This window comes from Pseudomonas sp. microsymbiont 2 (assembly GCF_054788395.1).
On sequence record NZ_CM139112.1, the window covers coordinates 5,571,761 to 5,594,795 of the forward strand.

Sequence of the window (23,035 nt, forward strand, 5' to 3'; positions counted from 1 at the left end):
GTCTTCAGCTCACCTTCACGACCACGGCGGTGATGTTGTCCGGCGCGCCTCGGGTCAGGCCCAGGTGCACCAGGCTGCGCACCACCTCGTAGGGGTCGGCGTGGCCGAGCACCTCGGCGATCTCGTGGTCCTCGGCGGTCTTGTTCAGGCCATCGCTGCACAGCAGGTAGGTGTCGCCGGGCCGCACCTGCAGAGACACCTCCTGCAGCGTCAAGTCGTCCTCGACGCCGATGGCGCGGGTGACGATGTTGCCGCGTGGATGCACCCGCGCCTCGGCCTCGTTGAGCAGGCCGCTGTCCTGCAGCTCCTGGACGTAGCTATGGTCGTGGCTCAGGCGCTCGATGCGCCCGTCGCGCAGGCGATACAGGCGGCTGTCGCCGGCCCACAGGCCGATGGCCTGGTCGCCACGGGCAGCCAGCAGCACCACGGTGCTGCCCATCATCGCCACACCACGACGCACGGTTTCCTCGCGCACGATGCCATTGACCCAGGACAGACCGTCGCGCACCTCGCCGATGAAGTCGTCGAGCGAGTCCAGCATCGGCAGGCTGCGCAGGCTGTCCACCGCCAGGCTGCTGACATAGTCGCCCGCCGCATGGCCGCCCATGCCGTCGGCCACGGCCCACAGCCCTGCCCAGCTCAGGTCCAGACAGGCGTCCTCGTTGATCTTGCGCACCATGCCGACATGGCTGTAGCTGGCCGCGTTGTACTGCAGATCGGTCATGCGTTCGCTGCCTCGCTACCCAGGAGAAAGCCGGCGAAATCCTCGCTGCGCGGCAGGCCCGCGCAGCGCATCAAACCCGGGGCAATACATTCGGAGCCTCTGCCCCACCACAAGCTCATGCCCTCGCAGGCGCACTCGGCCAAGGCCAGTGCCCGTCCCTGCGGCGTGGTCGCATCCAGGCGCTGCACCCCACCCACCGTCACACGCGGCCCTTGTAGGAGCGGCCTTGTGTCGCGAAAAGGCTGCAAAGCAGCCTCAAGGCCCTCAAAGGCAGCACCCGGCTCAAGCGTCGCCAGCAATGCCTCCTCGATCGCCTCGAACCACTCCTCGACCCCAGCCACCACCGGCGCCAGCGGCTGTCCCGGCTCCAGCACCTGGGCCACGGTCAGCGGAAAATACCGCCCGACCCGGTCGATGCTCGGCATCAACACCCCAACCACCGCGTCCGGCCCGCACACACCCGGCGCCAGGGCAAACCGCCACAACGGGCTCACCAGATAGGCCTCGAGCCAGCGCTCGCCCAGCGCCTGCTGGCTGGCCTGCATGCCCGCCGCCAGCCACTGGTCCCAAGGCTGGATGAACGTCTGCGGCAAGCCACGGCTGACGAAGTCGCCGCGGCTGGCCAGTTTTCCGTAGAAACCCACGTCGCTCACAGATGCTCCGGCAGGCTGAAACCGCTGAGCACTCGGCTGCGGAAGGGGTTGAAGGCGCTGCTGGCACGCAGCTCGTAGGACACGCTGGCGCCATCGACGCGCAGGCGCAGGTTGAAACGCTCCGGCGAGCTGCCGGCCACCAGGTCGGACTGGTCGAGCAAACGGAACCAGGCCCACGGCCCCTCCACGGTCAGCCCGGAACGCCCGGAGGCCGAGGGTGGCGAGATCGACAGGCGTACCACGCCGATGCTGTTGGGATTCGGCCACTGCAACGCCACCGGCCGGCTCGGGCCGTGGTCGTAGCTGACCTGCTGGCCATCGAGGTCGAGCAGGAACTGGGTGATGGTCGCGTCCATCGCCACCGGCTTGAGCTCGAAGCGCACGCCCGGCTGCACACCGTTGCTGTTGCGGAAGAACGCGTCGCGGATGCTCGCCGCGCGCTGGAAGGTATGCAGCACGTTGCTGTTGATCCCCAGCTTCTGCGCCGCGCCCGGCTGCCAGCTCCACGGCGTGCTCGAGGTGTTGACGTAGGGTTGCAGGTACTTGCGGAAGTAGTTGTCCATCACCCCGCCGACGCCGAAGAACTGGCCGAAGTCTTCCAGGGTGGCATCCCGCGAGCTGCCGGCCGCCAGCGGGTAGCGCCCACTCAGGGACTGGCGGTAGACGTTCACCACCTCGCTGGTCCAGGCGGCGTTGAGCTGGTTGCGCACGCCGCCCATGACCAGGTTGTGGGTCGAGCCGAGCACCGAGCTCACCAGGTTCTGCACCACCTTGGGCTGGCGCGCGGCCCCCAGGGCGACACGCTGGGCGGCGGCCTGGGCCTGGTTCTTGGCTTCGCCCAGCAGCGCATCACCACTGGCGCCAACCATGGCGCTGACCTGCACATAAAGGGCGTTGAGGTCGGTGAGCAGGCCGTCGATGGCGGCCGGCTGCCCTTCGCCGGTCTCCACCAGCGCGGCCAGCTCGGCGAAGTGCGCGGTCACCGGGTCGACTTCACGGGCAGCCGGGTTGTCGCTGGGCAGCGGCGTATCGCCGAGCAGGCCGCCGAGACGCTGGCGCAGCTGATCGACGCCAGCCTGCTCGGCCTTGGCCTGGACCTTGTCGAGGGTGGTCGGCTGCGCCAGGTTGGTTTCCTTGGCGACTGCCTGCAGCAGTTTCTTCATCGGCGAGGTCGGACCGGACAGCACGCGCAACACGTCGGCGGCCTGACCGACGCTGGTGATCGGCACGAAGTCCAGGTCCGCCAGCAGCGCATCCCAGTGACGGATGTAGTCCTGGTAGTACAGCTGCAGCACATCGTCGGCCAGGCGCTTGGCGTCGCCCGACTCGCTGGCCTCGCGCCCCAGCACCCAGCGCTCCTCGGCCAGGGTCTCGCTGTGGGCCAGGCTGGCGGCGAGGAACGCCTTGCGGTAGCCCTCGGCGGTGAAGATGCCCGGCAGCGGCTCGCTCAGCGGCTTGCCGTTCTTGAAGCGGAACACCAGCGCGGCGTCGCGGCCGGCGGCGTCGCTGACCCGGAAGTCGCCGACCCCGGCCGGCAGCTTCTGGCGCTTGACCCGGTCGTAGACACGCTGGGCCACCGGCAGCTGCTGCAACTGGCGACGGGTGTCATCGATCAGGCGCTGGTCGAGGCGGGCATTGGGCGGACGCTTGTCGAACAGCGCCGCCAGGTGCTGCTCCAGGGCCTGGCGCAGGTCCGGCGCCAGGTCGCGGGGCAGGCTGCGCTCCCAGTCGAGCGTGACCCAGGCCTTGATGAACTCGGCGTCGTAGTGTTCGCCGTCGGCCAGCATCAGGTAGGCCTTGAGCCCCTCGTAGAGGTAGTCGGACGGGCCGCCGGCGTACAGCTGCTCCTCGATGCGGGTGACCAGGCGCGGTGCGAAGATGGCAATCAGCAGCTTGCGGTAGACGCTGTCTGATTCGCCTTCGAGCATGTCGCCCTGGTACAGCCCCAGGCCCTCGGCCCAGCCAGGCGGATCCTCGGCCAGGCGACGCACGCCGTTGAGCAACGGCAGCACGTCGACCACGTTGCGCTGGGCCGGGCTCAGCTCCTGCACGCTCTTGCCCAGTGGCTTGAGACGGCCGTCGACTTCGGCGATGTACTGCTGGTTGGCGCGGTAGCTCAGGGTCCACAAGGTGCCGACCACCAGCACCAGGGCCACGCTCAGGGCCAGGGCGCCACGGGCGATCCACTTGCGTCGCTGCTCGACCTTGGGGTTGCTGCCGACCAGGCCGCGCTCGGCGAAGGCCACGGCGCTGAACAGCTTCTCGATGAAATAGCTGCGCCCGGTGCCGTTCTGCCGCGCCAGGTGAGCACGGTCCAGGCCCATGCTCTGGGCCATGCTGCCGATCAGGCGGTCGATGGGGCTGCCTTCCTGGGTGCCGCTGGTGAAGTACACGCCGCGCAGCAGGGCGCGCGCCTCGAAGGCGTTGGGCTTGAAGATGCCGTCGAGGAAGGTCTTGAGGTTGCCGCGCAAGGCGGCGAACTGCTGGACGAAGCCATAGACCAGGTCGCGCCGCGCCGGGTCGCGCTCCTGCTGCAGACGCTCGACCAGACGCTGGTTGAGGCGCTGTTCGAGCAGGGCGAACTCACCGCCGAACTGGGCCAGCGGGCCATCGCCTTGCTGACCGTCGTCCAGCGGGAAGGTCATGCCCCACACCTGGGCACGCTCGTCCTTGCTCAGGTTGTCGAAGAACTCCATGAAGCCCGGCACCAGGTCGAGCTTGGTCAGCATCAGGTAGATCGGGAAGCGCACGCCCAGCTGGCTGTACAGCTCCTGGATACGGGTGCGGATCGCCGCCGCGTGGGCGGCGCGCTCGGCGTCCGTGCCCAGCAGCAGGTCGGACAGGCTGATGGCGATGAAGGCGCCATCGATCGGGCGGCGCGAGCGCTGGGTCTTGAGCAGGTCGAGAAAGCCCAGCCAGGCCGCCTTGTCCACCTGGGCATGGCTGTCCTGGGTGGTGTAGCGACCGGCGGTGTCCAGCAGCACGGCCTGGTCGGTGAACCACCAGTCGCAGTTGCGCGTGCCGCCGACGCCGCGGATGGCGCCCTCGCCCAACTGCGCCGCCAGCGGGAAGTGCAGGCCGGAGTTGACCAGCGCGGTGGTCTTGCCCGAACCAGGCGGGCCGATGATCACGTACCACGGCAGCTCGTACAGGTTGCGCCGTTCGTCACCGCCCAGCCGCGCCTTCTTCAGCAGCACCAGGGCCTCGTCCATGCGCTGGCGCAGGGTCGCCAGCTCTTCGGCGGTGGCCACGCTGGCAGGGTCCGGCGCCGTCTCGGCGGCCAGGCTCTGCATCACCTTGGCCGCCTGGCGCCGGGCCTGGACGATGCGCCACACGCGGTAGGCGATCCACACCGCGAACAGCAGGACGATCAGCACCAGACGCGGCGCGGCCGGCACCAGCGCATCGAGCAGCGGGCCGAGGAACCAGATGATCAGGCTGAGGGCGAGCAGACCCAACACCGGGACCACCCAGCGAATGACAAAACTGAAAAACGCCTTCACTCGACGCCCTCCGCCAGAACGGTGATTTCAACCCGGCGATTCTTCGCCCGGCCCTGCGCGCTGTCGTTCGACGCCAGCGGCTCGGTGTCGCTCAGGCCCTGCGCGGTGAAGCGCTCGGGCTGCCCGGTGCGGGCGGCGAGGATGTCCTTCACTTCCTCGGCGCGGGCCTGGGACAGCGCCCAGTTGGAGGGGAAGCGCAGCGTGGCGATGCGCTGGTTGTCGCTGTGGCCGGTGACTTTCACATTGCCTTTCACTTTCGCCACGGCCTCGGCGATGCGCAGCATCAGCGGCTGGAAGTCGCCCTTGATGCTGGCACTGGCCGAGGCGAACAGCTCGTCGCCACGGATGGTCACCACCGAGCGGTCCACCGCGTCTTGCACGGCGACCCGACCGGCCTTGATGTCCTCGGCCAGGAAGCCGGCCAGGCGCGGGCGCTCGACCGGCTTGGGCTGCACCACCGGGCGATCCATGGCCTGCACCGGGATCTCGCCCAGGGCGTGGATGCCACGGAATACCGGCTCGGCGTCGGCGGCCAGCTTCAGGCGCAGGCCGAACAGCACCAGCAGCAACAGCGCCAGGGCCACCGCCAGGCCGACCCAGGGCGGCACGAACTGCGCCAGGCGATCGCGGGTCACGGTGACGCCGCGCCAGTGCGGCGACAGCTCGCGCTCGATCTCGCCACGGGTGCTGCGGATGGTCGCGGCGGTGCGTTCGCGCAAGGCTTCGAGCTGGGCGCGACCATCGTTCATCACCCGGTAGCGGCCTTCGAAGCCAAGGCTGGTGCACAGGTACAACAGCTCCAGCAGATGCAGGCGCTCACGCGGGCTCTGCAGGCAGTGCTCCATCAGCTGGAACACCTTCTCGCCGCCCCAGGCCTCGTTGTGCACGGTGATCAGCAGGCTCTGCTTGCCCCAGTCGCTGGCGCTGCCCCATGGCGTGCTGAGCACGGCTTCATCGAGCGCCGTGCACAGCGCGTAACGCGCCAACAGCACCTCGTTTCGCGGTACCCCGGCGGCCTCGGCGCGTTCCTCGAACTGGCGCAGGTAGGCCAGCAACTGCGCGCGCAGGCTGGCCGGGGCCGGGTGGGCGATGGTGTTGCGCAGGCGCGTCAGCAGCGCGAGCAATGGGCCGGCCGCCTGTTCCAGCGGGTTCAGGCCCACGGCCTGGCCCGCTGCCAGCGGCTCGGCGGGCACGTTCAACGGCGGCGGCGCTGCCTGGGCCGATGCGGCTGGCTGCGGGCCTCGGCCACCGGGGCGCGGCATGAACTGGGTGCGGTCGTTGGCCAGCGGATCGTCCGATTGCATCGCGGCTTAGTCTCCGGTCCTTGGAAAGCGGGTAGGTTCAGCGTGGGAGCGAGCTTGCCTCGCGATCACCGGCGCAGCCGGTGCCAGGCAACGCGCCGCTTGCATCGCGGGGCAAGCCCGCTCCCACGAGATTGCGACATGATCGAGCGCCATCGCGTTATCCTCGAATCGCCCAGAAGGCCAGGTTCAGGCCGGGGAACTCGCCGGCGACGTAGAAGGCGAAGCCCCCGGAATGCTGCAACTGCTTCCAGTGCTCGCTGCCCCGGTCCAGCTCGAAGTAGGTGGAGCCGGCGTGGAACGGAATCTGCCGTGGCGCCACCGGCAGCGGCAGCAGGCCGATGCCCGGCAGCTGCAGGTTGACCAGGTCGCGGATGTGCTCCACCGAACCGATCTTGCTCTGCTGGCCGAAGCGGCTGCGCAGGGTCTCGCTGGGCACGTCGGCGCGCACCACGAGGATGAAGCTGGCGCTGTCGAGCAGGCTGCGGTCGGCGAGCATACCGACGTGGATGCCATAGGCCTTCTCCACCAGCGGGATGGCCACGGCCTTGCTGTCGATCAGCATCGACAGGGCCTCGCGCAGGGCCGCCAGCACCGGAGCGAAGGTCGCCGCCAGGTCGTCGTGCTGGTACACCGGATAGCTTTCCGGGCGGCGCCCGTCACGGGTGAAGGTGGCGAACTCACCGGCCAGGGCCACCAGTTCGCTGTACAAGCGTTCGGGGTGCAGCGGGCTCAATTGGTTGAGGTGCTCGACCAGTGGCTGGGCACGGTTGACCAGTTGCAGCAGCATGAAGTCGGCGATCTCCGAGGCGCCGCCGTTGGCCGAGGCCACCACGCGCCCGGCCAGGGCCTCGCCGCGTTGGTGCAGCAGGCCGAGCAGCTCGCCGCGAAAGCCCGACAGCAGGTTGCTGGCGCTGATGTCGAGCAGTGGCGCAATGTAGCTGTCGTCCAGCACCAGGGCGCGATCGGCGCGCTTCTCGCGCACGCGCACGACGCCCAGCGCGGCGTAGTCGCTCAGGCCATCCTCGGCACGCAACAGGCGCAAGGCGCGGCTGCCCAGGGCCAGGGGCGCGCGGTTCTCGAACGGGGCATTGTCGTCGCGCACTTCGCTAATACGGCTGACATAGCGCGCGCCATCGAGCCTGTCGCCATCGTCGACGGTATCGCGGGCACCGGCGCGCTTGAGCGGCAGGCCGAGGTAGATCACGCCGTTGCGCAGGTCGTCGGGAATCTCCAGCGGCGCCGGTGGCAGGTCGTCGCGGGGGATATCGAACGGCGTGCCGTCAGGCAGCAGGCCACGGGCGCTGAGGATCGCCAGCTTGCCCTGAGCCAGCAGGCCCTGGTCGACCAGCAGCTCGGAAAACCCCCAGGCGGCGGCGCTCAGCGGCCGGCTGCGGGCATCGACGAAATGCTCCAGGTAGCGGTCGTGCTGCTGGAAGTGCTGGGTGGTGATGAACATCCCTTCCGACCAGACCACGCGATTGTTCCAGGACATGGGTTCTCCGATTGCCTAGCGGGCAGGCTCAGGTTGTGGGGTGGCCACGGCGCTGCGCACGGCACGCACATCGAGGCTGATCTGATAGTCATGGGGCGGCACCGGCAGCACGCTGCGCCACTGGGCCTGGTCGACCTCGCGGTAGCCGACCACCAGGCCGACCTGGCGCGTGGCCGGGTCGAGCGGGCGCTCCAGGCGCAGTTGCTGGCCGGGCTGGAGCAGCACTTCGTCCTGGTCGATCAGGTCGGCGGCCAGGGTGGCCTGGGCGCGTTCGGTGAGGGCGAAGTAGTCAGCCCGGGCGAAGGCCGCGCTGTTCTTCAGCTCGTAGATGCGCACGCGCACCGGCGCGGGCGTGCCGCTGGCGCCTGGGTTGAGGCCAGCGGCGGCGCTGAAGTACAGGGTGATGCCCGCGGCGGCCTCGACAGGGGCGGCCTCGTTCGGCGTGTCCTTGCTGCAGGCACTGAGCAGCACCATGGCCAGGGCTGCGATCAGTCGTGTTGCGCTCATGCTCGTCCTCATGACGTCTTGTGTTCTTCCTAAGCCCTGGGCACTGGCCTCAGGTGCGTTGCAATCGGCTGCCGTGGGCCTCGTAGGCGCGGCTGAATTCACGCCCGAACAGGTCCTGGAAATCGTCTTCGGCTTCCCGGGAAATCTGGCTGTAGAGTTCGGTGAACTGTTGCCAGCAATGGGCCTGGCGCGAACCGCCGAACAGCTTGGCCAGGCCGGCGGCGGGCGCCAGGCGCTCCTCCAGGCGTGACGGTTCGAAACGCTTGAGCAGGTGCTTGATGGCCGCCTCCACACCCGCCATGACCGCCAACTGGTGGGCTCGCAGGTCGTCGAAGCTGTCACGCACCGCCTGGTCCGGGGCCATGAATGCCTGGTTGCCCTCGCGCAGCAGCAACAGCAGGGCTTCGTCGGCGTTGGGAGCGAACTTCAGCGGGTTGTTGCGCACCGGGGCGATGGTGGTCTGCTGCATGCGGAACTCGCCCTTCAGGCTGCTGCGCGCACGCAGCACATCGATCAGGCCCTCGACCATCAAGCGGTAGCTGCGACCGATGGCCTCCATCTGCGCGGCGGCGTCGCTCGCGTCGATGCGCAACTGCTCGATGCCCGCGCCGCGCAGGAACGCCTGGAGCAGCGCGTCGTGGGCGCCAGGCGCGACAGCCGGCGCAACAGGTTCGGGCCGCGCAGCGACAGGCGCCGCCGGCGCAACGACCACTGCGGCCGGTGGGGCAGGTGGCGGTGTTTGGTCGAACAGGTCCCAGTCGGCCGGGATCACGCCGGGCGCGGCAGCTGCGGGCGCCGGCTCCTGCGGCGGCGCAACCGGCGCGGGTGGACGAAAGTCATGCTGCTGGGCCGGCACATGGTCAGGCTGGCTGACGGGCGGCACACTGGAAGGGCCGAGAAAATCGAACAGGTCCGGCAAGGTGTCGTGGCTCGACGCGCCCTGCAGGAAAGCGGCGGGCGCACCGGCGATGGGCGCGCTTGGAGCGGCCAGCTGATTGGCCATCAACGCTTCGAAACTGTGAACATCGGACTGCCCGGCGAGCGGCACCGATAATGCGCAATCGATCCGTGCCTGGATTTCGTAATCGCCGATTCGAATAACTTCGCCATCCATCAATGGCTCGCTGTTGCCACGCCGCAGGCGAATGCCTGCGCGGAGCAACTCCACGCCATTGGTGCTGTTATCGGTGAGATAGTAACGTCCGTCCTTGAACTGTATTACACAATGTTTCGAGGAAACTAGGCGCTCCGGATCAGGCAATACCCAATCATTATCCGCCGCGCGCCCAACACTGATGGCACCGGTTTCCAGCAACTTCTCCGGGCATTGCCCAGGGGTGATCTTGTGGTAGCTGGTAATAGTCAGGCAAAGTGCCATCATGCCTCCTTGCATATATATGAAGCGCTAATCCATTCAAATGAATGGATGGACAAGCCCGACCCTGCTGATCGCTGAAAGCCTTGAATTCAAAGGCTTACAAGCCATCAATCATCATCCGGAAGGTCGTATTAAACCCTATTGGCAAGGCACTTTGATGGCACCTGACCAATGGCCATGAATGCTTGCCAACTGGTTCACAGTCACTGTTCGCGCCCCGTAGCTTACCTTGACAGCAATTTGGAAATAAACCATAAATGCGCAACTTGAGAGTGCCACAGTGATATCACGCTGATATCAACTTCGCATTCTTTGACAAGTTTGTGCGCTAGTTCACATTTGCAACTTTGCGTATAGCAAGCCCTCGCCAAGGGCCGATATGGAGATCGAATTCTGGTGAACTCGCCGCTGCTGCTCGCCGCTGTTTCCGCAGACTTCCCCTGCGGCGACGACCTCGAATACGACCCCGACTTCCTGCAACTGGAACGAGATGCCCAGGGCCGTCCCGAGCGCGTGATGGGCGACGCCGTGCAAGCAGCCGAACCACCCCAGTGGCGCGACATCGAACAGACCTGCACCGGCCTGCTGCAACGCAGCAAGGACCTGCGCATCACCCATTTTCTGCTCCAGGCCAACCTCGCCCTTCACGGCCTGCCGGGCCTGGCCGCCAGCCTCGAGCTGATCCGCGACCTGTTGAGTGAATACTGGCTGCATCTGCACCCGCAGCTGGACGCCGCCGACGACAACGACCCCACCGTGCGCGTCAACGCCCTGGCCGGCCTCACCTGCGACACCAACATCGCCCTGCTGCGTGACGCCGTGCTGGTGCGCTCGCGGGCCTTCGGCCCGGTGACCCTGCGCGCCGCCCTGCATGCCGCGGGCGTGCAGCACTTCGCCAGTGAACAGCTGAGCGCCGAGGAACTGGCCGCCGCGCTGCGCGACGCCGCCCCCGAGCAGCTCGCGCAGTGCCACCAGGCCCTGCAGCTGGCTCGCGACGCTCTGGACAGCATCGAAAGCCGGGTCAACGACCAGGTCGGTTCGGCCAGTGGCGTCGACTTGTCCGCCTTGCGCCAGCCGCTGCGCCAGGTTCAGCAAGTGCTGGCCGACTACAGCCCGGACGGCGCGGCGCCCGCCGGCACCGCCACGGACGAAGCGGTGGCGCACGACGCCCATGACGAACGACAGTCCACCGCCGCCGAGCCACGCCCCACGGCGCGACCCGGCGAGGTGAACAGCCGCGACGACGTGCGCCAGAGCCTCGACCGCCTGCTGCAGTACTACGCCCGCCACGAGCCCTCCAGCCCGCTGCCGGTGCTGCTGCGCCGGGCGAAGAACCTGGTCGACGCCGATTTCGCGACCATCGTCCGCGACCTGATCCCCGACGGTCTGTCGCAATTCGAGAACCTGCGCGGCCCCGAAGGCGACTGACGCCTCGACGCCGCTCAACCACCGACGCCCGCAACATGCAGAGCCGCCGTATCGGCGACCAGGAGGAACAACGTGGCGAAAGACAGCTCCCAGAAATTCATCGCGCGCAACCGTGCGCCACGGGTGCAGATCGAGTACGACGTCGAGCTGTACGGCGCCGAGAAGAAGGTCCAGCTGCCCTTCGTCATGGGCGTGCTCTCCGACCTCGCCGGCAAGCCCGCCGAACCGCTGCCGGCGGTAGCCGAGCGCAAGTTCCTGGAGGTCGACGTCGACAACTTCGACTCGCGCCTGAAGGCCATGAAGCCCCGTGTGGCGTTCAACGTGCCCAACGAACTGACCGGTGAAGGCAACCTGAGCCTGGACATCACCTTCGAGAGCATGGACGACTTCAGCCCCGCCGCCGTGGCACGCAAGGTCGATGCACTGAACCAGCTGCTCGAGGCCCGCACCCAGCTGGCCAACCTGCTGACCTACATGGACGGCAAGACCGGCGCCGAGGACATCATCCTCAAGGCCATCAAGGACCCTGCCCTGCTCCAGGCCCTGGCCAGCGCGCCGAAACCCGCCGACACCGAGCCGAAGGCCTGAGGAGACAGCCCATGAACGATCCGTTGCGCGACAGCCAGGCCCCACAGGCGGCCACCCAGGACCCGAGCGAGTTCGCCAGCCTCCTGCTGCAGGAGTTCAAGCCCAAGACCGAGCGTGCCAAGGAAGCCGTCGAAAGTGCCGTGCGCACCCTCGCCGAACAGGCCCTGGCGCAGACCAACCTGGTCTCCAACGATGCCATCGGCTCGATCGAGCAGATCATCGCCGCCATCGACGCCAAGCTCACCGCCCAGGTCAACCAGATCATCCACCACGATGACTTCCAGCAGCTGGAAAGCGCCTGGCGTGGCCTGCACTACCTGGTCAACAACACCGAGAGCGACGAGCAGCTGAAGATTCGCGTGCTCAACATCTCGAAGAACGACTTGCACAAGACCCTGAAGAAGTTCAAGGGCACCGCCTGGGACCAGAGCCCGATCTTCAAGAAGCTCTACGAAGAGGAATACGGCCAGTTCGGCGGCGAGCCGTACGGCTGCCTGGTGGGCGACTACTACTTCGACCAGTCGCCGCCGGACGTCGAGCTGCTGGGCGAGGTATCGAAGGTCTGCGCCTCGATGCACGCGCCGTTCATCTCGGCGGCCTCGCCGACGGTGATGGGCATGGGCTCGTGGCAGGAGCTGTCCAACCCGCGCGACCTGACCAAGATCTTCACCACCCCGGAATACGCCGGCTGGCGCTCGCTGCGCGAGTCCGAAGACGCGCGTTACATCGGCCTGACCATGCCGCGTTTCCTGGCGCGCCTGCCCTATGGCGCCAAGACCGATCCGGTGGAAGCCTTCGCCTTCGAGGAAGACACCGACGGCGCCGACAGCAGCAAGTACACCTGGGCCAACGCTGCCTACGCCATGGCGGTGAACATCAACCGCTCGTTCAAGCACTACGGCTGGTGCTCGCGCATCCGTGGCGTGGAGTCGGGCGGCGAAGTGCAGGGCCTGCCGGCGCACACCTTCCCCACCGACGACGGTGGCGTGGACATGAAGTGCCCGACCGAGATCGCCATCTCCGACCGCCGCGAGGCGGAGCTGGCCAAGAACGGTTTCATGCCGCTGCTGCACAAGAAGAACACCGACTTCGCCGCGTTCATCGGCGCCCAGTCGCTGCAGAAGCCGGCCGAGTACGACGACCCGGACGCCACCGCCAACGCCAACCTGGCCGCGCGCCTGCCGTACCTGTTCGCCACCTGCCGCTTCGCCCATTACCTCAAGTGCATCGTTCGCGACAAGATCGGCTCGTTCAAGGAAAAGGACGAGATGCAGCGCTGGCTGCAGGACTGGATCCTCAACTACGTCGACGGCGACCCGGCGCACTCCACCGAGACCACCAAGGCCCAGCACCCGCTGGCGGCCGCCGAAGTGGTGGTCGAGGAAGTCGAAGGCAACCCGGGTTACTACAACTCGCGCTTCTACCTGCGCCCGCACTACCAGCTCGAAGGGCTGACCGTGTCGCTGCGCCTGGTGTCGAAGCTGCCTTCGGCCAAAGGGGCCTGATCATCGCGGGGCAAGCCCGCTCCCACGGTGGGAGCGGGCTTGCCCCGCGATTAGCCACTACTACCGCTAACCGACGCGAAATCCCGAGGACATCATGGCTGTAGATATTTTCATCAAGATCGGCGACATCAAGGGCGAGTCCCAGGACAAGGCCCACAAGGACGAAATCGACGTGCTCAACTGGAGCTGGGGCATGTCCCAGTCCGGCAACATGCACATGGGCAGCGGCGGCGGCTCGGGCAAGGTCAACATCCAGGACCTGTCGATCACCAAGTACATCGACAAGTCCAGCCCCAACCTGATGGCCCACTGCTCCAGCGGCAAGCACATCGACAAGGTCAAGCTCACGGTGCGCAAGGCCGGCGGCGAAAGCCAGGTCGAGTACCTGATCATCAACCTCGAAGAGGTGATCATCAGCTCGCTGAGCACCGGCGGCTCGGGCAGCGACGACCGCCTGACCGAGAACGTGACCCTGAACTTCGCCAAGGTCACCGTCGACTATCAACCGCAGAAAGCCGACGGCACCAAGGAAGGCGGCCCGATCAAGTACGGCTGGAACATCCGCTCCAACGTCAAGATCTGACCGACCGCGCCCGCTGCGCCTAAAACCGCGCGGGCGCCCTCCCCCCACGCCTCACCCGCCCACGGTGGACATCATGGCCAAGCCTTCTTTCATCAACCTGTGGAATGCCTATCCGAAAGTGTCCTCCCCCTGCGATGGTCCGTGGGACAACCAGTGCGCCATCCGCATGAGCATCGCGCTCAACGGCGAGATGAGCCTCAAGGTCAACAAGTCGACCTATACCGAGCCCAAGTGCGCCCACGGCCACGCCCGTGGCGCGGAGTCCCTGGCCAACTGGCTGGAAGGGCGACTGTTCTACCCGCTGAAGATTGCCGGCACCGCTCAGGCTCGTGCCCAGCTCAGCACCAAGACCGGAATCATCTTCTACCGCAACTGCTATGCGCGTAACGGGCAACGCTGGGAAGACCGCTCGGGCGATCATATCGACCTGTGGAACCGCGGCCTGACCAAGGGCTTCAATGATGACGCGTACCAGTCCCAGGCGGTCTGGTTCTGGGAGCTGACATGAAGCGCCTGAGCCTCGCCGGCCTGCTGCTGATGGGCCTGAGTGCCTGCGCCGACGCCGAAAACCCGCGACTGCTGACCCAGGCCGACATGGGCGGTACGCCTGTCAGCCTGAGCGAACAGGCGGGCCAGTGCGTCCTCAGCCAGGGCGAGCAAAACCTGCCGCTGGACATGCGCTGGCCGTGCAGCCTGAGCCCAGATCGCGCCGGCAAGGCCCGGGTCGAACAGTTCAACGGCGTGCCTATCGTGCTGGTGACCCATGTGCAGCCGCACCCGACCCTCAAGGGCGAATGCCTGAAGACCTCCCGCGCCGTGCGCCTGATCCAGGCCGGTTTGGAGGCTTCAGTCGCGGCGCCGAGCGCGTCGTGCGATACCGGCGTCGAGGACCAGAAGAACTTCGTGGGGCTGTTCCAGTGGTAGCCGAGATCGCCACCCGCGACCGCCTGCAGCCGTCGCTGCTGGATCGCCTGACCGACGACGATCCGGGCAACCCGCAGGAAACCCCCGACAAGCGCGTGCTCAGCCTGCAGCAGCTCAAGGCCTCGGTGCTGCGCGACCTGGCCTGGCTGCTCAACACCACGTCACTGCTGGACAGCCATGACACCTTGCACACCCAGGCCGGTGTCTCGGTGGTCAACTACGGCCTGCCGGCCCTGGCCGGCAACAGCGCCTCGAACATCGACCTGGTGGCGCTGGAGCGCATCATCCACCAGGCCATCGCCACCTACGAGCCGCGCATCCTCGCCCATACCCTCAAGGTGCGCGCCCAGGCCGCGCCCGGCGAGATGAACGCCAACGCGCTGAGTTTCGAAATCGAGGGCGATCTGTGGGCCCAGCCGGCGGCCCTGCCGCTGCTGTTGCAGACCGACGTGGACCTGGAGTCGGGACACGTGCGCGTGGCCCCCGCCGAACGCCGGAGACGCCCATGAACCCGCGCCTGCTCGAGCTGTACAACCAGGAGCTGCAGCATATCCGCGAGGGTGCCGCGGAGTTCGCCAAGGAATACCCGAAGATTGCCGGGCGCCTGACGCTGTCCGGGATCGAATGCGCCGACCCGTACGTCGAACGCCTGCTGGAAGGTTTCGCCTACCTCACCGCGCGGGTGCAGCTCAAGCTCGATGCCGAGTACCCGACCTTCACCCACAACCTGCTGGAAATCGCCTACCCGCATTACCTGGCGCCGACCCCGTCGATGACCGTGGTCCAGCTGCAGACCGACCCCGACGAGGGCTCGCTGGCCGCCGGTTTCCAGCTACCGCGCGACAGCGTGCTGCGCGCCAACCTCGGGCGCAACTCGCAGACGCCGTGCGAGTTCCGCACCACCCAGGATGTCACCCTGTGGCCACTGCAGGTGGCCAGCGCCGAATACTTCGGCAACCCCGCCGCCGTGCTCGGACGCCTGGCCGCCAGCGAACCGAAGGCCCGCGCCGGGCTGCGCCTGACCTTGCGCAGCGGCGCGGAAATCCCCTTCGCCAGCCTGCCGCTGACGCACTTGCCGCTGTACCTGAACGGCGCCGACGAAACGCCCTTCCGCCTGTACGAGCAACTGCTGGGCAGCGCCTGCGCGGTGTTCGCGCGTCAGCCGGGGGCCGACTGGGTCGAGCGCATCCCGGTCGAGCAAGCCTTGCTGCCGTGCGGCTTCGATGACCGCGAAGCGGCGTTGCCGGTGGTGCCCCAGGCGTTCCAGGGCTATCGCCTGTTGCAGGAATACTTCGCCCTGCCGCAGCGTTTCCTGTTCGTCGATTTCACCGGATTGCAGCGTGCGGTCAAACGTTGCGACGGCCAGGAGCTGGAGCTGCTGGTGCTGTTCGAGCGTTTCGACTCCGCGCTGGAAAGCAGCGTGGGCAGCGCACAGTTCGTCCCCTTCTGTACCCCGGCGATCAACCTGTTCCCGCGCCGTGTCGACCGCATCCACCTGACCGACCGGGTTCACGAACACCATGTGATCGCCGATCGCACCCGGCCCACCGACTTCGAGATCCACTCGCTGCAGCAGGTCAGCGGCCACGGCACCGGGCCGGACCAGGTGTTCCTGCCGTTCTACGCCGTGCGCGACCCGTCGCGCTATGGCCGTGACCAGGCCTACTACATCGTCCGCCGCGAGCCACGGGTGCTGTCCAGCGAACAACGGCGCAACGGCACCCGCTCCAGCTACATGGGCAGCGAGACCTTCGTCAGCCTGGTCGATAGCCAGCAGGCGCCGTACCGCCACGACCTGCGCCAGCTGGGCATCGGCGCGCTGTGCAGCAATCGCGACCTGCCGCTGTTCATGAACGTCGGCGACGGGCGCAGCGACTTCAGCCTGGCCGACAGCGCGCCGGTGTCCGCCGTGCGCTGCCTGGCCGGCCCCAGCCGGCCCAAGGCCAGCCATGCCCACGACAACCGGGCCTGGCGCCTGATCAGCCAGCTGTCGCTGAACTACCTGTCACTGGCCGAGCAAGGTCAGGGGGCCGCGGCCCTGCGCGAGCTGCTGCGCCTGTATGGCGATCCGCAGGACAGCGCCCTGCAACTGCAGATCGACGGCCTGCGCGAGGTCAGCTGCAAGCCCTGCACCCGGCGCCTGCCGATGCCCGGGCCGATCGTGTTTGGCCGTGGCCTGGAGATCACCCTGGAATTCGACGAAAACGCCTTCCGCGGCACCGGGGTGTTCCTCCTGGGCGCGGTGTTCGAGCGCTTCCTGACCCGCTACGTGTCGATCAACAGCTTCACCGAAACCGTGCTGCGCACCAGCGAACGTGGCGAGATCATGCGCTGGAACGCCAAGCCCGGACGCAGGCCAACCCTGTGAACACGCTACAGGCCATGCAGGCCGAGCCCTGGGAGTACGACTTCTTCCAGGCCTTGCGCCGCCTCGAGGCGGAAAACCCCGAGCTGCCGCGCTTCGGCCATTCGCTGCGCCTGGCCGACGAGCCGGTGCGCCTGGGCCAGCGCCTGGATTGCGGCTTCGCCCCGGCGACGCTGGCCTCGGTCACGGCCAACGACGATCAGCCGGCGCGCCTGGAGCAGTTCTTCTTCGGCCTCGGCGGCCCCAACGGCCCGCTGCCGCTGCACCTGACCGAGTACATGCGCGAGCGCCAGCGCAACCACGCCGACCCGACCAGCAAGCGCTTCCTCGACATCTTCCACCACCGTCTGCTGAGCCTGTTCTACCGTGCCTGGGCCGAAGCCCGGCCCACCGTCAGCCACGACCGCCCTGGCGACGACTACTGGGCCGCGCGCCTGGCCGCCCTCAGTGGCCGCGGCCAAGCGGAACTGCAAGGCCAGGGGCCGCTGGCCGATACCGCCAAGCTGCACTGGTCCGGCCACCTGGCGGCGCAGACCCGCTACCCGGACGGTCTGTGCAGCATCCTGTCGAGCTATTTCGGCGTGCCGGTGAAGCTCGAGGAATACGTCGGCCAATGGCTGGAACTGCCCGAGCGCAGCCAGCTCGGCGTGCGCGCCAACCGCCTGGGCGTCGACCTGTGCCTGGGCCGCTACGTCTGGGACCGCCAGCACAAGTTCCGCCTGTGCCTGGGCCCGCTGACCCTCGACCAGTACCACGCCCTGCTCCCCGGCGGGCAGGCGTTCGTCGAGCTGGCGGCCTGGGTCGCCGAGTACCTGGGCCAGGAGCTGGACTGGGACCTCAACCTCATCCTCGCGCAGGGCCAGGTGCCCGCGCTGCAACTCAATGCCGGCCAACGCCTGGGGTTCGACACCTGGCTCGGCCGCCCGTCGCACGATGCCAACGACCTGGAGCTGGCCCGGTACTACGCCGAGCAGCCGGTCGCCGCGCCCCACACAAGGAGTCAGGACCATGGGTGAAATCAGCCGCGCCGCGCTGTTCGGCAAACTCAACAGCGTCGCCTACAAGGCCATCGAGGCCGCCACGGTGTTCTGCAAGCTGCGGGGCAATCCCTATGTCGAGCTGGCGCACTGGCTGCACCAGTTGCTGCAACTGCAAGACAGCGACCTGCATCGCATCGTGCGCCAGTTCAACGTCGAGCCGGCGCGCCTGGCCCGCGACCTGACCGACGCCCTGGACCGCCTGCCACGCGGCTCGACCTCGATCACCGACCTGTCCTCCCAGGTCGAAGAGGCCGTCGAGCGCGGCTGGGTCTACGGCAGCCTGATGTTTGGCGAAAGCCAGGTGCGCACCGGCTACCTGCTGGTCGGCATCCTCAAGACCCCGAGCCTGCGCAACGCCCTGCTGGGGCTGTCCAGCGAGTTCGCCAAGCTGAAAATCGAGGCCCTGAGCGAGCGCTTCGACGAGTACGTCGGCGACTCGCCGGAAAACAACCTGGCCGCCAGCGACGGCTTCAGCGCCGCCGCGCCGGGCGAGGCCAGCGGCGCCGTGGCCCCAGCGGCGATGGGCAAGCAGGAGGCGCTCAAGCGCTTCACCGTCGACCTCACCGAACAAGCCCGCAGCGGCAAGCTCGACCCCATCGTCGGCCGTGACGAGGAGATCCGCCAGCTGGTCGACATTCTCATGCGCCGCCGCCAGAACAACCCGATCCTCACCGGCGAGGCCGGCGTGGGCAAGACCGCCGTGGTCGAAGGCTTCGCCCTGCGCATCGTCGCCGGCGACGTGCCTCCGGCCTTGAAGGACGTCGAACTGCGCAGCCTGGATGTCGGCCTGCTGCAGGCCGGGGCCAGCATGAAAGGCGAATTCGAACAGCGCCTGCGCCAGGTGATCGAGGACGTGCAGGCCTCGCCCAAGCCAATCATCCTGTTCATCGACGAAGCCCACACCCTGGTCGGCGCCGGCGGCGCGGCCGGTACCGGTGACGCCGCCAACCTGCTCAAGCCGGCCCTGGCCCGTGGCAGCCTGCGCACCGTGGCCGCGACCACTTGGGCCGAGTACAAGAAGCACATCGAGAAAGACCCGGCCCTGACCCGCCGCTTCCAGGTGGTGCAGGTGGACGAGCCGAGCGAGGCCAAGGCGCTGCTGATGATGCGCGGCGTGGCCTCGACCATGGAGAAACACCACCAGGTGCAGATCCTCGACGAAGCACTGGAAGCCGCCGTGAAGCTGTCGCACCGCTACATCCCGGCGCGCCAGCTGCCGGACAAGTCGGTGAGCCTGCTCGACACCGCCTGCGCCCGCGTCGCCATCAGCCTGCACGCGGTGCCGGCCGAGGTGGACGACAGCCGTCGGCGCATCGAGGCGCTGGAGGTGGAGCTGCAGATCATTGCCCGCGAAGCCGCCATCGGCGTCAGCACCGAGCAGCGCCAGGCCCAGGCCGACAGCCTGCTGGCCGAGGAACGCGAACGCCTGGCCGCGCTCGAAAGCCGCTGGGCCGAAGAAAAGACCCTGGTCGACGAACTGCTGGCCACCCGCGCGCAACTGCGCGAACAGGTCGGCGTGGTCGACCAGGAAGTGGATGTGCAGGGCAGCCACGAACTGCGAGAAAAGCTCGTCGACCTGCAACAACGCCTGAGCCAGCTGCAAGGCGAGAGCCCGCTGATCCTGCCGACCGTGGACTACCAGGCGGTGGCCTCGGTGGTCGCCGACTGGACCGGCATCCCGGTGGGCCGCATGGCGCGCAACGAGATCGAGACCGTGCTCAACCTCGACAGCCACCTGGCCAAGCGCATCATCGGCCAGGACCACGCGCTGAAGATGATCGCCAAGCGCATCCAGACCTCCCGCGCCGGCCTGGACAACCCGAACAAGCCGATCGGCGTGTTCATGCTCGCCGGCACCTCCGGGGTGGGCAAGACCGAGACCGCGCTGGCCCTGGCCGAAGCCATGTACGGCGGCGAGCAGAACCTGATCACCATCAACATGAGCGAGTTCCAGGAAGCCCACACCGTCTCCACCCTCAAGGGCGCGCCGCCCGGCTACGTCGGCTACGGCGAGGGCGGCGTGCTGACCGAAGCGGTGCGCCGGCGCCCGTACAGCGTGGTGCTGCTGGACGAGGTGGAAAAGGCCCACCCGGACGTGCACGAGATCTTCTTCCAGGTGTTCGACAAGGGTGTGATGGAGGACGGCGAAGGCCGCCAGATCGATTTTCGCAACACCCTGATCCTGCTCACCACCAACGCCGGCACCGAGCTGATCGCCGACATCTGCAAGGACCCGCAAGCCTTGCCCGACCCTGAAGCCGTGGCCACCTCGCTGCGCAGGCCGCTGCTGGAGATCTTCCCGCCGGCGCTGCTTGGCCGCCTGGTGACCATCCCCTACTACCCGCTCAGCGACGCCATGCTCAAGGCCATCACCCGCCTGCAGCTGGAGCGCATCCGCAAGCGCGTGGAAGGCACGCACAAGGTCGGCTTCGCCTACGACGATGGCGTGGTGGACCTGATCGTCTCGCGCTGCACCGAGACCGAAAGCGGTGGCCGCATGATCGACGCCATTCTCACCAACGGCCTGCTGCCGGACATGAGCCGCGAGTTCCTCACCCGCCTGCTCGAGGGCAAGCCGCTGGCCAGCGTGGCCATCAGCCGTCGTGACAATGACCTGCACTATGACTTCGGCGCCGCCGACTGACAGGACCGACCATGCTGTTCAAGCAGTTCACGCGCCTGGCGCAGATCAACAGCCCGCTGGGGCCGGACAAGCTGATCCTGGCCGAGATGGGCGGCAGCGAAGAGCTTGGCCGCCTGTTCGACTACGAGCTGCAGCTGACCAGCGACGACCCGGCCATCGACCTCAACCAGCTGCTGGGCAAGCCCATGAGCCTGAGCGTGCAGCAGAGCGTCGCCACGTCGCGGCACTTCCACGGCATCGTCGCCCGTTGCAGCCAGTCGGTGGACCAGGGCCAGTTCGCCAGCTACCGCGTCACCCTGCGCCCGTGGCTGTGGCTGCTGACGCGCACCAGCGACTGCCGGATCTTCCAGCACCTGAGCGCACCGCAGATCATCAAGCAGGTGTTCCGCGACCTGGGCTTCTCGGACTTCGAGGACGCCCTGAGCCGCGCCTACCGCGAGCGCGAGTACTGCGTGCAGTACCGCGAGACCAGCTTCGACTTCGTCAGCCGGTTGATGGAGGAAGAAGGCATCTACTACTTCTTCCGCCATGAGCAGGAGCGCCACGTGCTGGTGCTGGCCGACGCCTACGGCGCGCACCAGAAGGCGCCCGGCTACGAGACCGTGCCCTACTATCCACCGGACGGCCAGCACCGCGAACGCGACCATATCAATGACTGGCACCTGGCCCAGGAAGTCCAGCCAGGCTCGCTGGAACTCAACGACTACGACTTCCAGCGCCCCAGCGCACGCATCGACGTGCGCTCGACCATGCCGCGTCCGCACCAGGCCGGCGACTACCCGCTGTACGACTACCCCGGCGCCTACGAGCAGACCCAGGATGGCGAACACTACGCGCGCACCCGCCTTGAGTCTTTGCAGAGCCTGCACGAGCGAGTCGAGCTGCGCGGCAATGCCCGGGGCCTGGGCAGCGGCCACCTGTTCAACCTGAGCAACTTCAGCCGCCAGGACCAGAATCGCGAGTACCTGATCGTCGCGGCCCGCTACTACGTGCATCAGGAACGCCTGGAAAGCGGTGGCGGCAGCGGCGCGGCGCAGTTCGAGAGCAACCTCAGCTGCATTGACGCCCAACAGAGCTACCGCCCGGTCGGCAGCACCCTGCGGCCGATCGTCAAGGGCCCGCAGACCGCCGTGGTGGTCGGCCCGTCCGGCGAGGAGATCTGGACCGACCAGTACGGCCGGGTGAAGGTGCACTTCCATTGGGACCGTCACGACCAGTCCAACGAGAACAGCTCGTGCTGGATTCGCGTATCGCAAGCCACGGCGGGCAAGAACTGGGGCTCGATCCAGGTGCCGCGCATCGGCCAGGAAGTCATCGTCAGCTTCCTCGAAGGCGACCCCGACCGGCCGATCATCACCGGACGCGTGTACAACGCCGAACAGACCGTGCCCTACGACCTGCCCGGCGGCGCCACCCAGAGCGGCATGAAGAGCCGTTCGAGCAAGGGCGGCAGCCCGGCCAACTTCAATGAAATCCGCATGGAGGACAAGAAGGGCGCCGAACAGCTGTACGTGCACGCCGAACGCAACATGGACACGGTGGTGGAGCAGAGCGAGACGTTGTCGGTGGGGGTGAATCGAACCCAGACGGTCGGCATGCTCGAAACCATCACCATCGGCCAGGACCGCATCCGCGCCGTGCGCCGCGACGACATGCTGCTGGTCGGCGCGAGCAAGACCGACAGCGTCAGCACCAGCTACCTCATCGAAGTCGGCGAGAACCTGCGCCTGGTCTGCGGCAAGAGCGTGATCGAGCTCAACGCCAGCGGGCAGATCAACATCAGTTGCGAGCAGTTCAGCTTCCACGCCAACGCCGACGCCGAGATCAACACCGGCGGCACCCTGGACCTGAACGTGGGCAGCGGCGCGCAGACCGACCCGCAGAGCCAGGGTGTGAAATCGACCATCGACGGCGCGGTGAAGGCCCTCTTCCCCGGCGCCGGCAAGTAACGAGACCGAACCATGAGCTACCGCCTCAACGAATTCCGCTTCGCCCTGCCCGACACGCAGGTGCGCGATACCAGCATCAACATCCTGCGCTTCGAGGCGCTGGGCACCTCGCTGATCGTCAGCCGCAGCCTGCTCGAAGAGGGCGAGACCTTGCAGAGCAACTTCGACGGCCAGCTGCAGCGCCTGCAGCAGCAGGTCAAGGACCTGCAGTTCCAGCCGGCCCGCGCCACACAGGTGGGCGCGGCCCAGCCGATCGAGGCGATCGAGCTGAGCAGCCAGTTCAGCAAGGGCCAGGAAAAGGTCTACCAGTACCAGCTGGCGCTGGTGCTGCCGGGCACGCGCAAGATGTTCGCCCTGAGCTATGTCAAGCCGACCCCGCTGGGCGACGCCGAGGCGACGCACTGGGCGGCGATCAAGCAGTCCATCGACTTCGACAACCTGGGCTGAC

General features: G+C 67.4%; 19 protein-coding genes. 12 read left to right on the top strand and 7 right to left on the bottom strand.

Annotation, left to right across the window (positions count from 1 at the left end; translation table 11 throughout):
• Positions 1-4: 4 nt before the first annotated feature.
• From ACYUME_RS25010 to tagH, 7 genes are all read right to left on the bottom strand, one after another.
• Positions 5-724 carry a PP2C family protein-serine/threonine phosphatase gene (locus ACYUME_RS25010; protein ID WP_460417414.1) on the bottom strand — a complete coding sequence of 240 codons (720 nt, stop codon included), beginning with the start codon at positions 722-724 and terminating at the stop codon, positions 5-7.
• Positions 721-1,377: a type VI secretion system-associated protein TagF gene (tagF, locus tag ACYUME_RS25015; RefSeq protein ID WP_460417416.1), complete on the bottom strand. Its 657-nt coding sequence runs from the start codon at positions 1,375-1,377 to the stop codon at positions 721-723. The genes ACYUME_RS25010 and tagF overlap by 4 nt, the downstream gene beginning before the upstream one ends.
• Complete coding sequence (tssM, locus tag ACYUME_RS25020) at positions 1,374-4,880, bottom strand: type VI secretion system membrane subunit TssM (protein WP_460417418.1); 3,507 nt, start codon at positions 4,878-4,880, stop codon at positions 1,374-1,376. Before tssM ends, tagF begins: the two co-directional genes overlap by 4 nt.
• Entirely contained in the window at positions 4,877-6,184 is a 1,308-nt protein-coding gene (locus ACYUME_RS25025) for a DotU family type VI secretion system protein (protein WP_460417420.1), read from the bottom strand. The genes tssM and ACYUME_RS25025 overlap by 4 nt, the downstream gene beginning before the upstream one ends.
• A gap of 157 nt (positions 6,185-6,341) precedes the next feature.
• Positions 6,342-7,676: a type VI secretion system baseplate subunit TssK gene (tssK, locus tag ACYUME_RS25030; protein WP_279883554.1), complete on the bottom strand. Its 1,335-nt coding sequence runs from the start codon at positions 7,674-7,676 to the stop codon at positions 6,342-6,344.
• A gap of 15 nt (positions 7,677-7,691) precedes the next feature.
• Positions 7,692-8,183: a type VI secretion system lipoprotein TssJ gene (gene tssJ, locus ACYUME_RS25035; RefSeq protein WP_279883557.1), complete on the bottom strand. Its 492-nt coding sequence runs from the start codon at positions 8,181-8,183 to the stop codon at positions 7,692-7,694.
• A 49-nt stretch (positions 8,184-8,232) separates the two neighbouring features.
• Positions 8,233-9,561, bottom strand: coding sequence for a type VI secretion system-associated FHA domain protein TagH (tagH, locus tag ACYUME_RS25040; RefSeq protein WP_460417421.1), 1,329 nt, complete (start codon positions 9,559-9,561; stop codon positions 8,233-8,235).
• Between the two features lie 396 nt (positions 9,562-9,957).
• Here tagH and tssA point away from each other — a divergent pair, with 396 nt between their 5' ends.
• The 12 genes from tssA to ACYUME_RS25100 all read left to right on the top strand — a co-directional run bounded on the left by tssA (position 9,958) and on the right by ACYUME_RS25100 (position 23,034).
• Positions 9,958-10,989, top strand: a complete 1,032-nt coding sequence (gene tssA, locus ACYUME_RS25045; protein WP_460417422.1) for a type VI secretion system protein TssA — start codon at positions 9,958-9,960, stop codon at positions 10,987-10,989.
• Between the two features lie 72 nt (positions 10,990-11,061).
• Positions 11,062-11,577, top strand: coding sequence for a type VI secretion system contractile sheath small subunit (gene tssB, locus ACYUME_RS25050; RefSeq protein ID WP_217851092.1), 516 nt, complete (start codon positions 11,062-11,064; stop codon positions 11,575-11,577).
• An 11-nt stretch (positions 11,578-11,588) separates the two neighbouring features.
• A complete protein-coding gene (gene tssC, locus ACYUME_RS25055; RefSeq protein ID WP_279911613.1) occupies positions 11,589-13,082 on the top strand; it encodes a type VI secretion system contractile sheath large subunit in 1,494 nt (497 codons plus the stop codon).
• A 94-nt stretch (positions 13,083-13,176) separates the two neighbouring features.
• Positions 13,177-13,665 (top strand): Hcp family type VI secretion system effector, encoded by a 489-nt coding sequence (locus ACYUME_RS25060; protein ID WP_196143895.1) that lies wholly within the window; start codon positions 13,177-13,179, stop codon positions 13,663-13,665.
• A gap of 73 nt (positions 13,666-13,738) precedes the next feature.
• The gene (locus tag ACYUME_RS25065) at positions 13,739-14,173 is read left to right on the top strand and encodes a type VI secretion system amidase effector protein Tae4 (RefSeq protein ID WP_460417424.1); all 435 of its coding nucleotides are present in this window, start codon (positions 13,739-13,741) and stop codon (positions 14,171-14,173) included.
• Positions 14,170-14,589, top strand: a complete 420-nt coding sequence (locus ACYUME_RS25070; protein ID WP_460417426.1) for a hypothetical protein — start codon at positions 14,170-14,172, stop codon at positions 14,587-14,589. The genes ACYUME_RS25065 and ACYUME_RS25070 overlap by 4 nt, the downstream gene beginning before the upstream one ends.
• Positions 14,583-15,098 carry a type VI secretion system baseplate subunit TssE gene (gene tssE / locus ACYUME_RS25075; RefSeq protein ID WP_460417428.1) on the top strand — a complete coding sequence of 172 codons (516 nt, stop codon included), beginning with the start codon at positions 14,583-14,585 and terminating at the stop codon, positions 15,096-15,098. Before ACYUME_RS25070 ends, tssE begins: the two co-directional genes overlap by 7 nt.
• Positions 15,095-16,957 carry a type VI secretion system baseplate subunit TssF gene (gene tssF, locus ACYUME_RS25080; RefSeq protein ID WP_460417430.1) on the top strand — a complete coding sequence of 621 codons (1,863 nt, stop codon included), beginning with the start codon at positions 15,095-15,097 and terminating at the stop codon, positions 16,955-16,957. The genes tssE and tssF overlap by 4 nt, the downstream gene beginning before the upstream one ends.
• On the top strand, positions 16,921-17,970 hold the full coding sequence (gene tssG / locus ACYUME_RS25085; RefSeq protein WP_460419450.1) for a type VI secretion system baseplate subunit TssG: 1,050 nt from the start codon (positions 16,921-16,923) through the stop codon (positions 17,968-17,970). The genes tssF and tssG overlap by 37 nt, the downstream gene beginning before the upstream one ends.
• Positions 17,963-20,638, top strand: a complete 2,676-nt coding sequence (gene tssH, locus ACYUME_RS25090) for a type VI secretion system ATPase TssH (RefSeq protein ID WP_460417431.1) — start codon at positions 17,963-17,965, stop codon at positions 20,636-20,638. The genes tssG and tssH overlap by 8 nt, the downstream gene beginning before the upstream one ends.
• 11 nt (positions 20,639-20,649) lie before the next feature.
• Positions 20,650-22,587 (top strand): type VI secretion system Vgr family protein, encoded by a 1,938-nt coding sequence (locus ACYUME_RS25095; RefSeq protein ID WP_279885168.1) that lies wholly within the window; start codon positions 20,650-20,652, stop codon positions 22,585-22,587.
• A 12-nt stretch (positions 22,588-22,599) separates the two neighbouring features.
• Complete coding sequence (locus tag ACYUME_RS25100; RefSeq protein ID WP_460417433.1) at positions 22,600-23,034, top strand: DcrB-related protein; 435 nt, start codon at positions 22,600-22,602, stop codon at positions 23,032-23,034.
• Position 23,035: the final 1 nt, after the last annotated feature.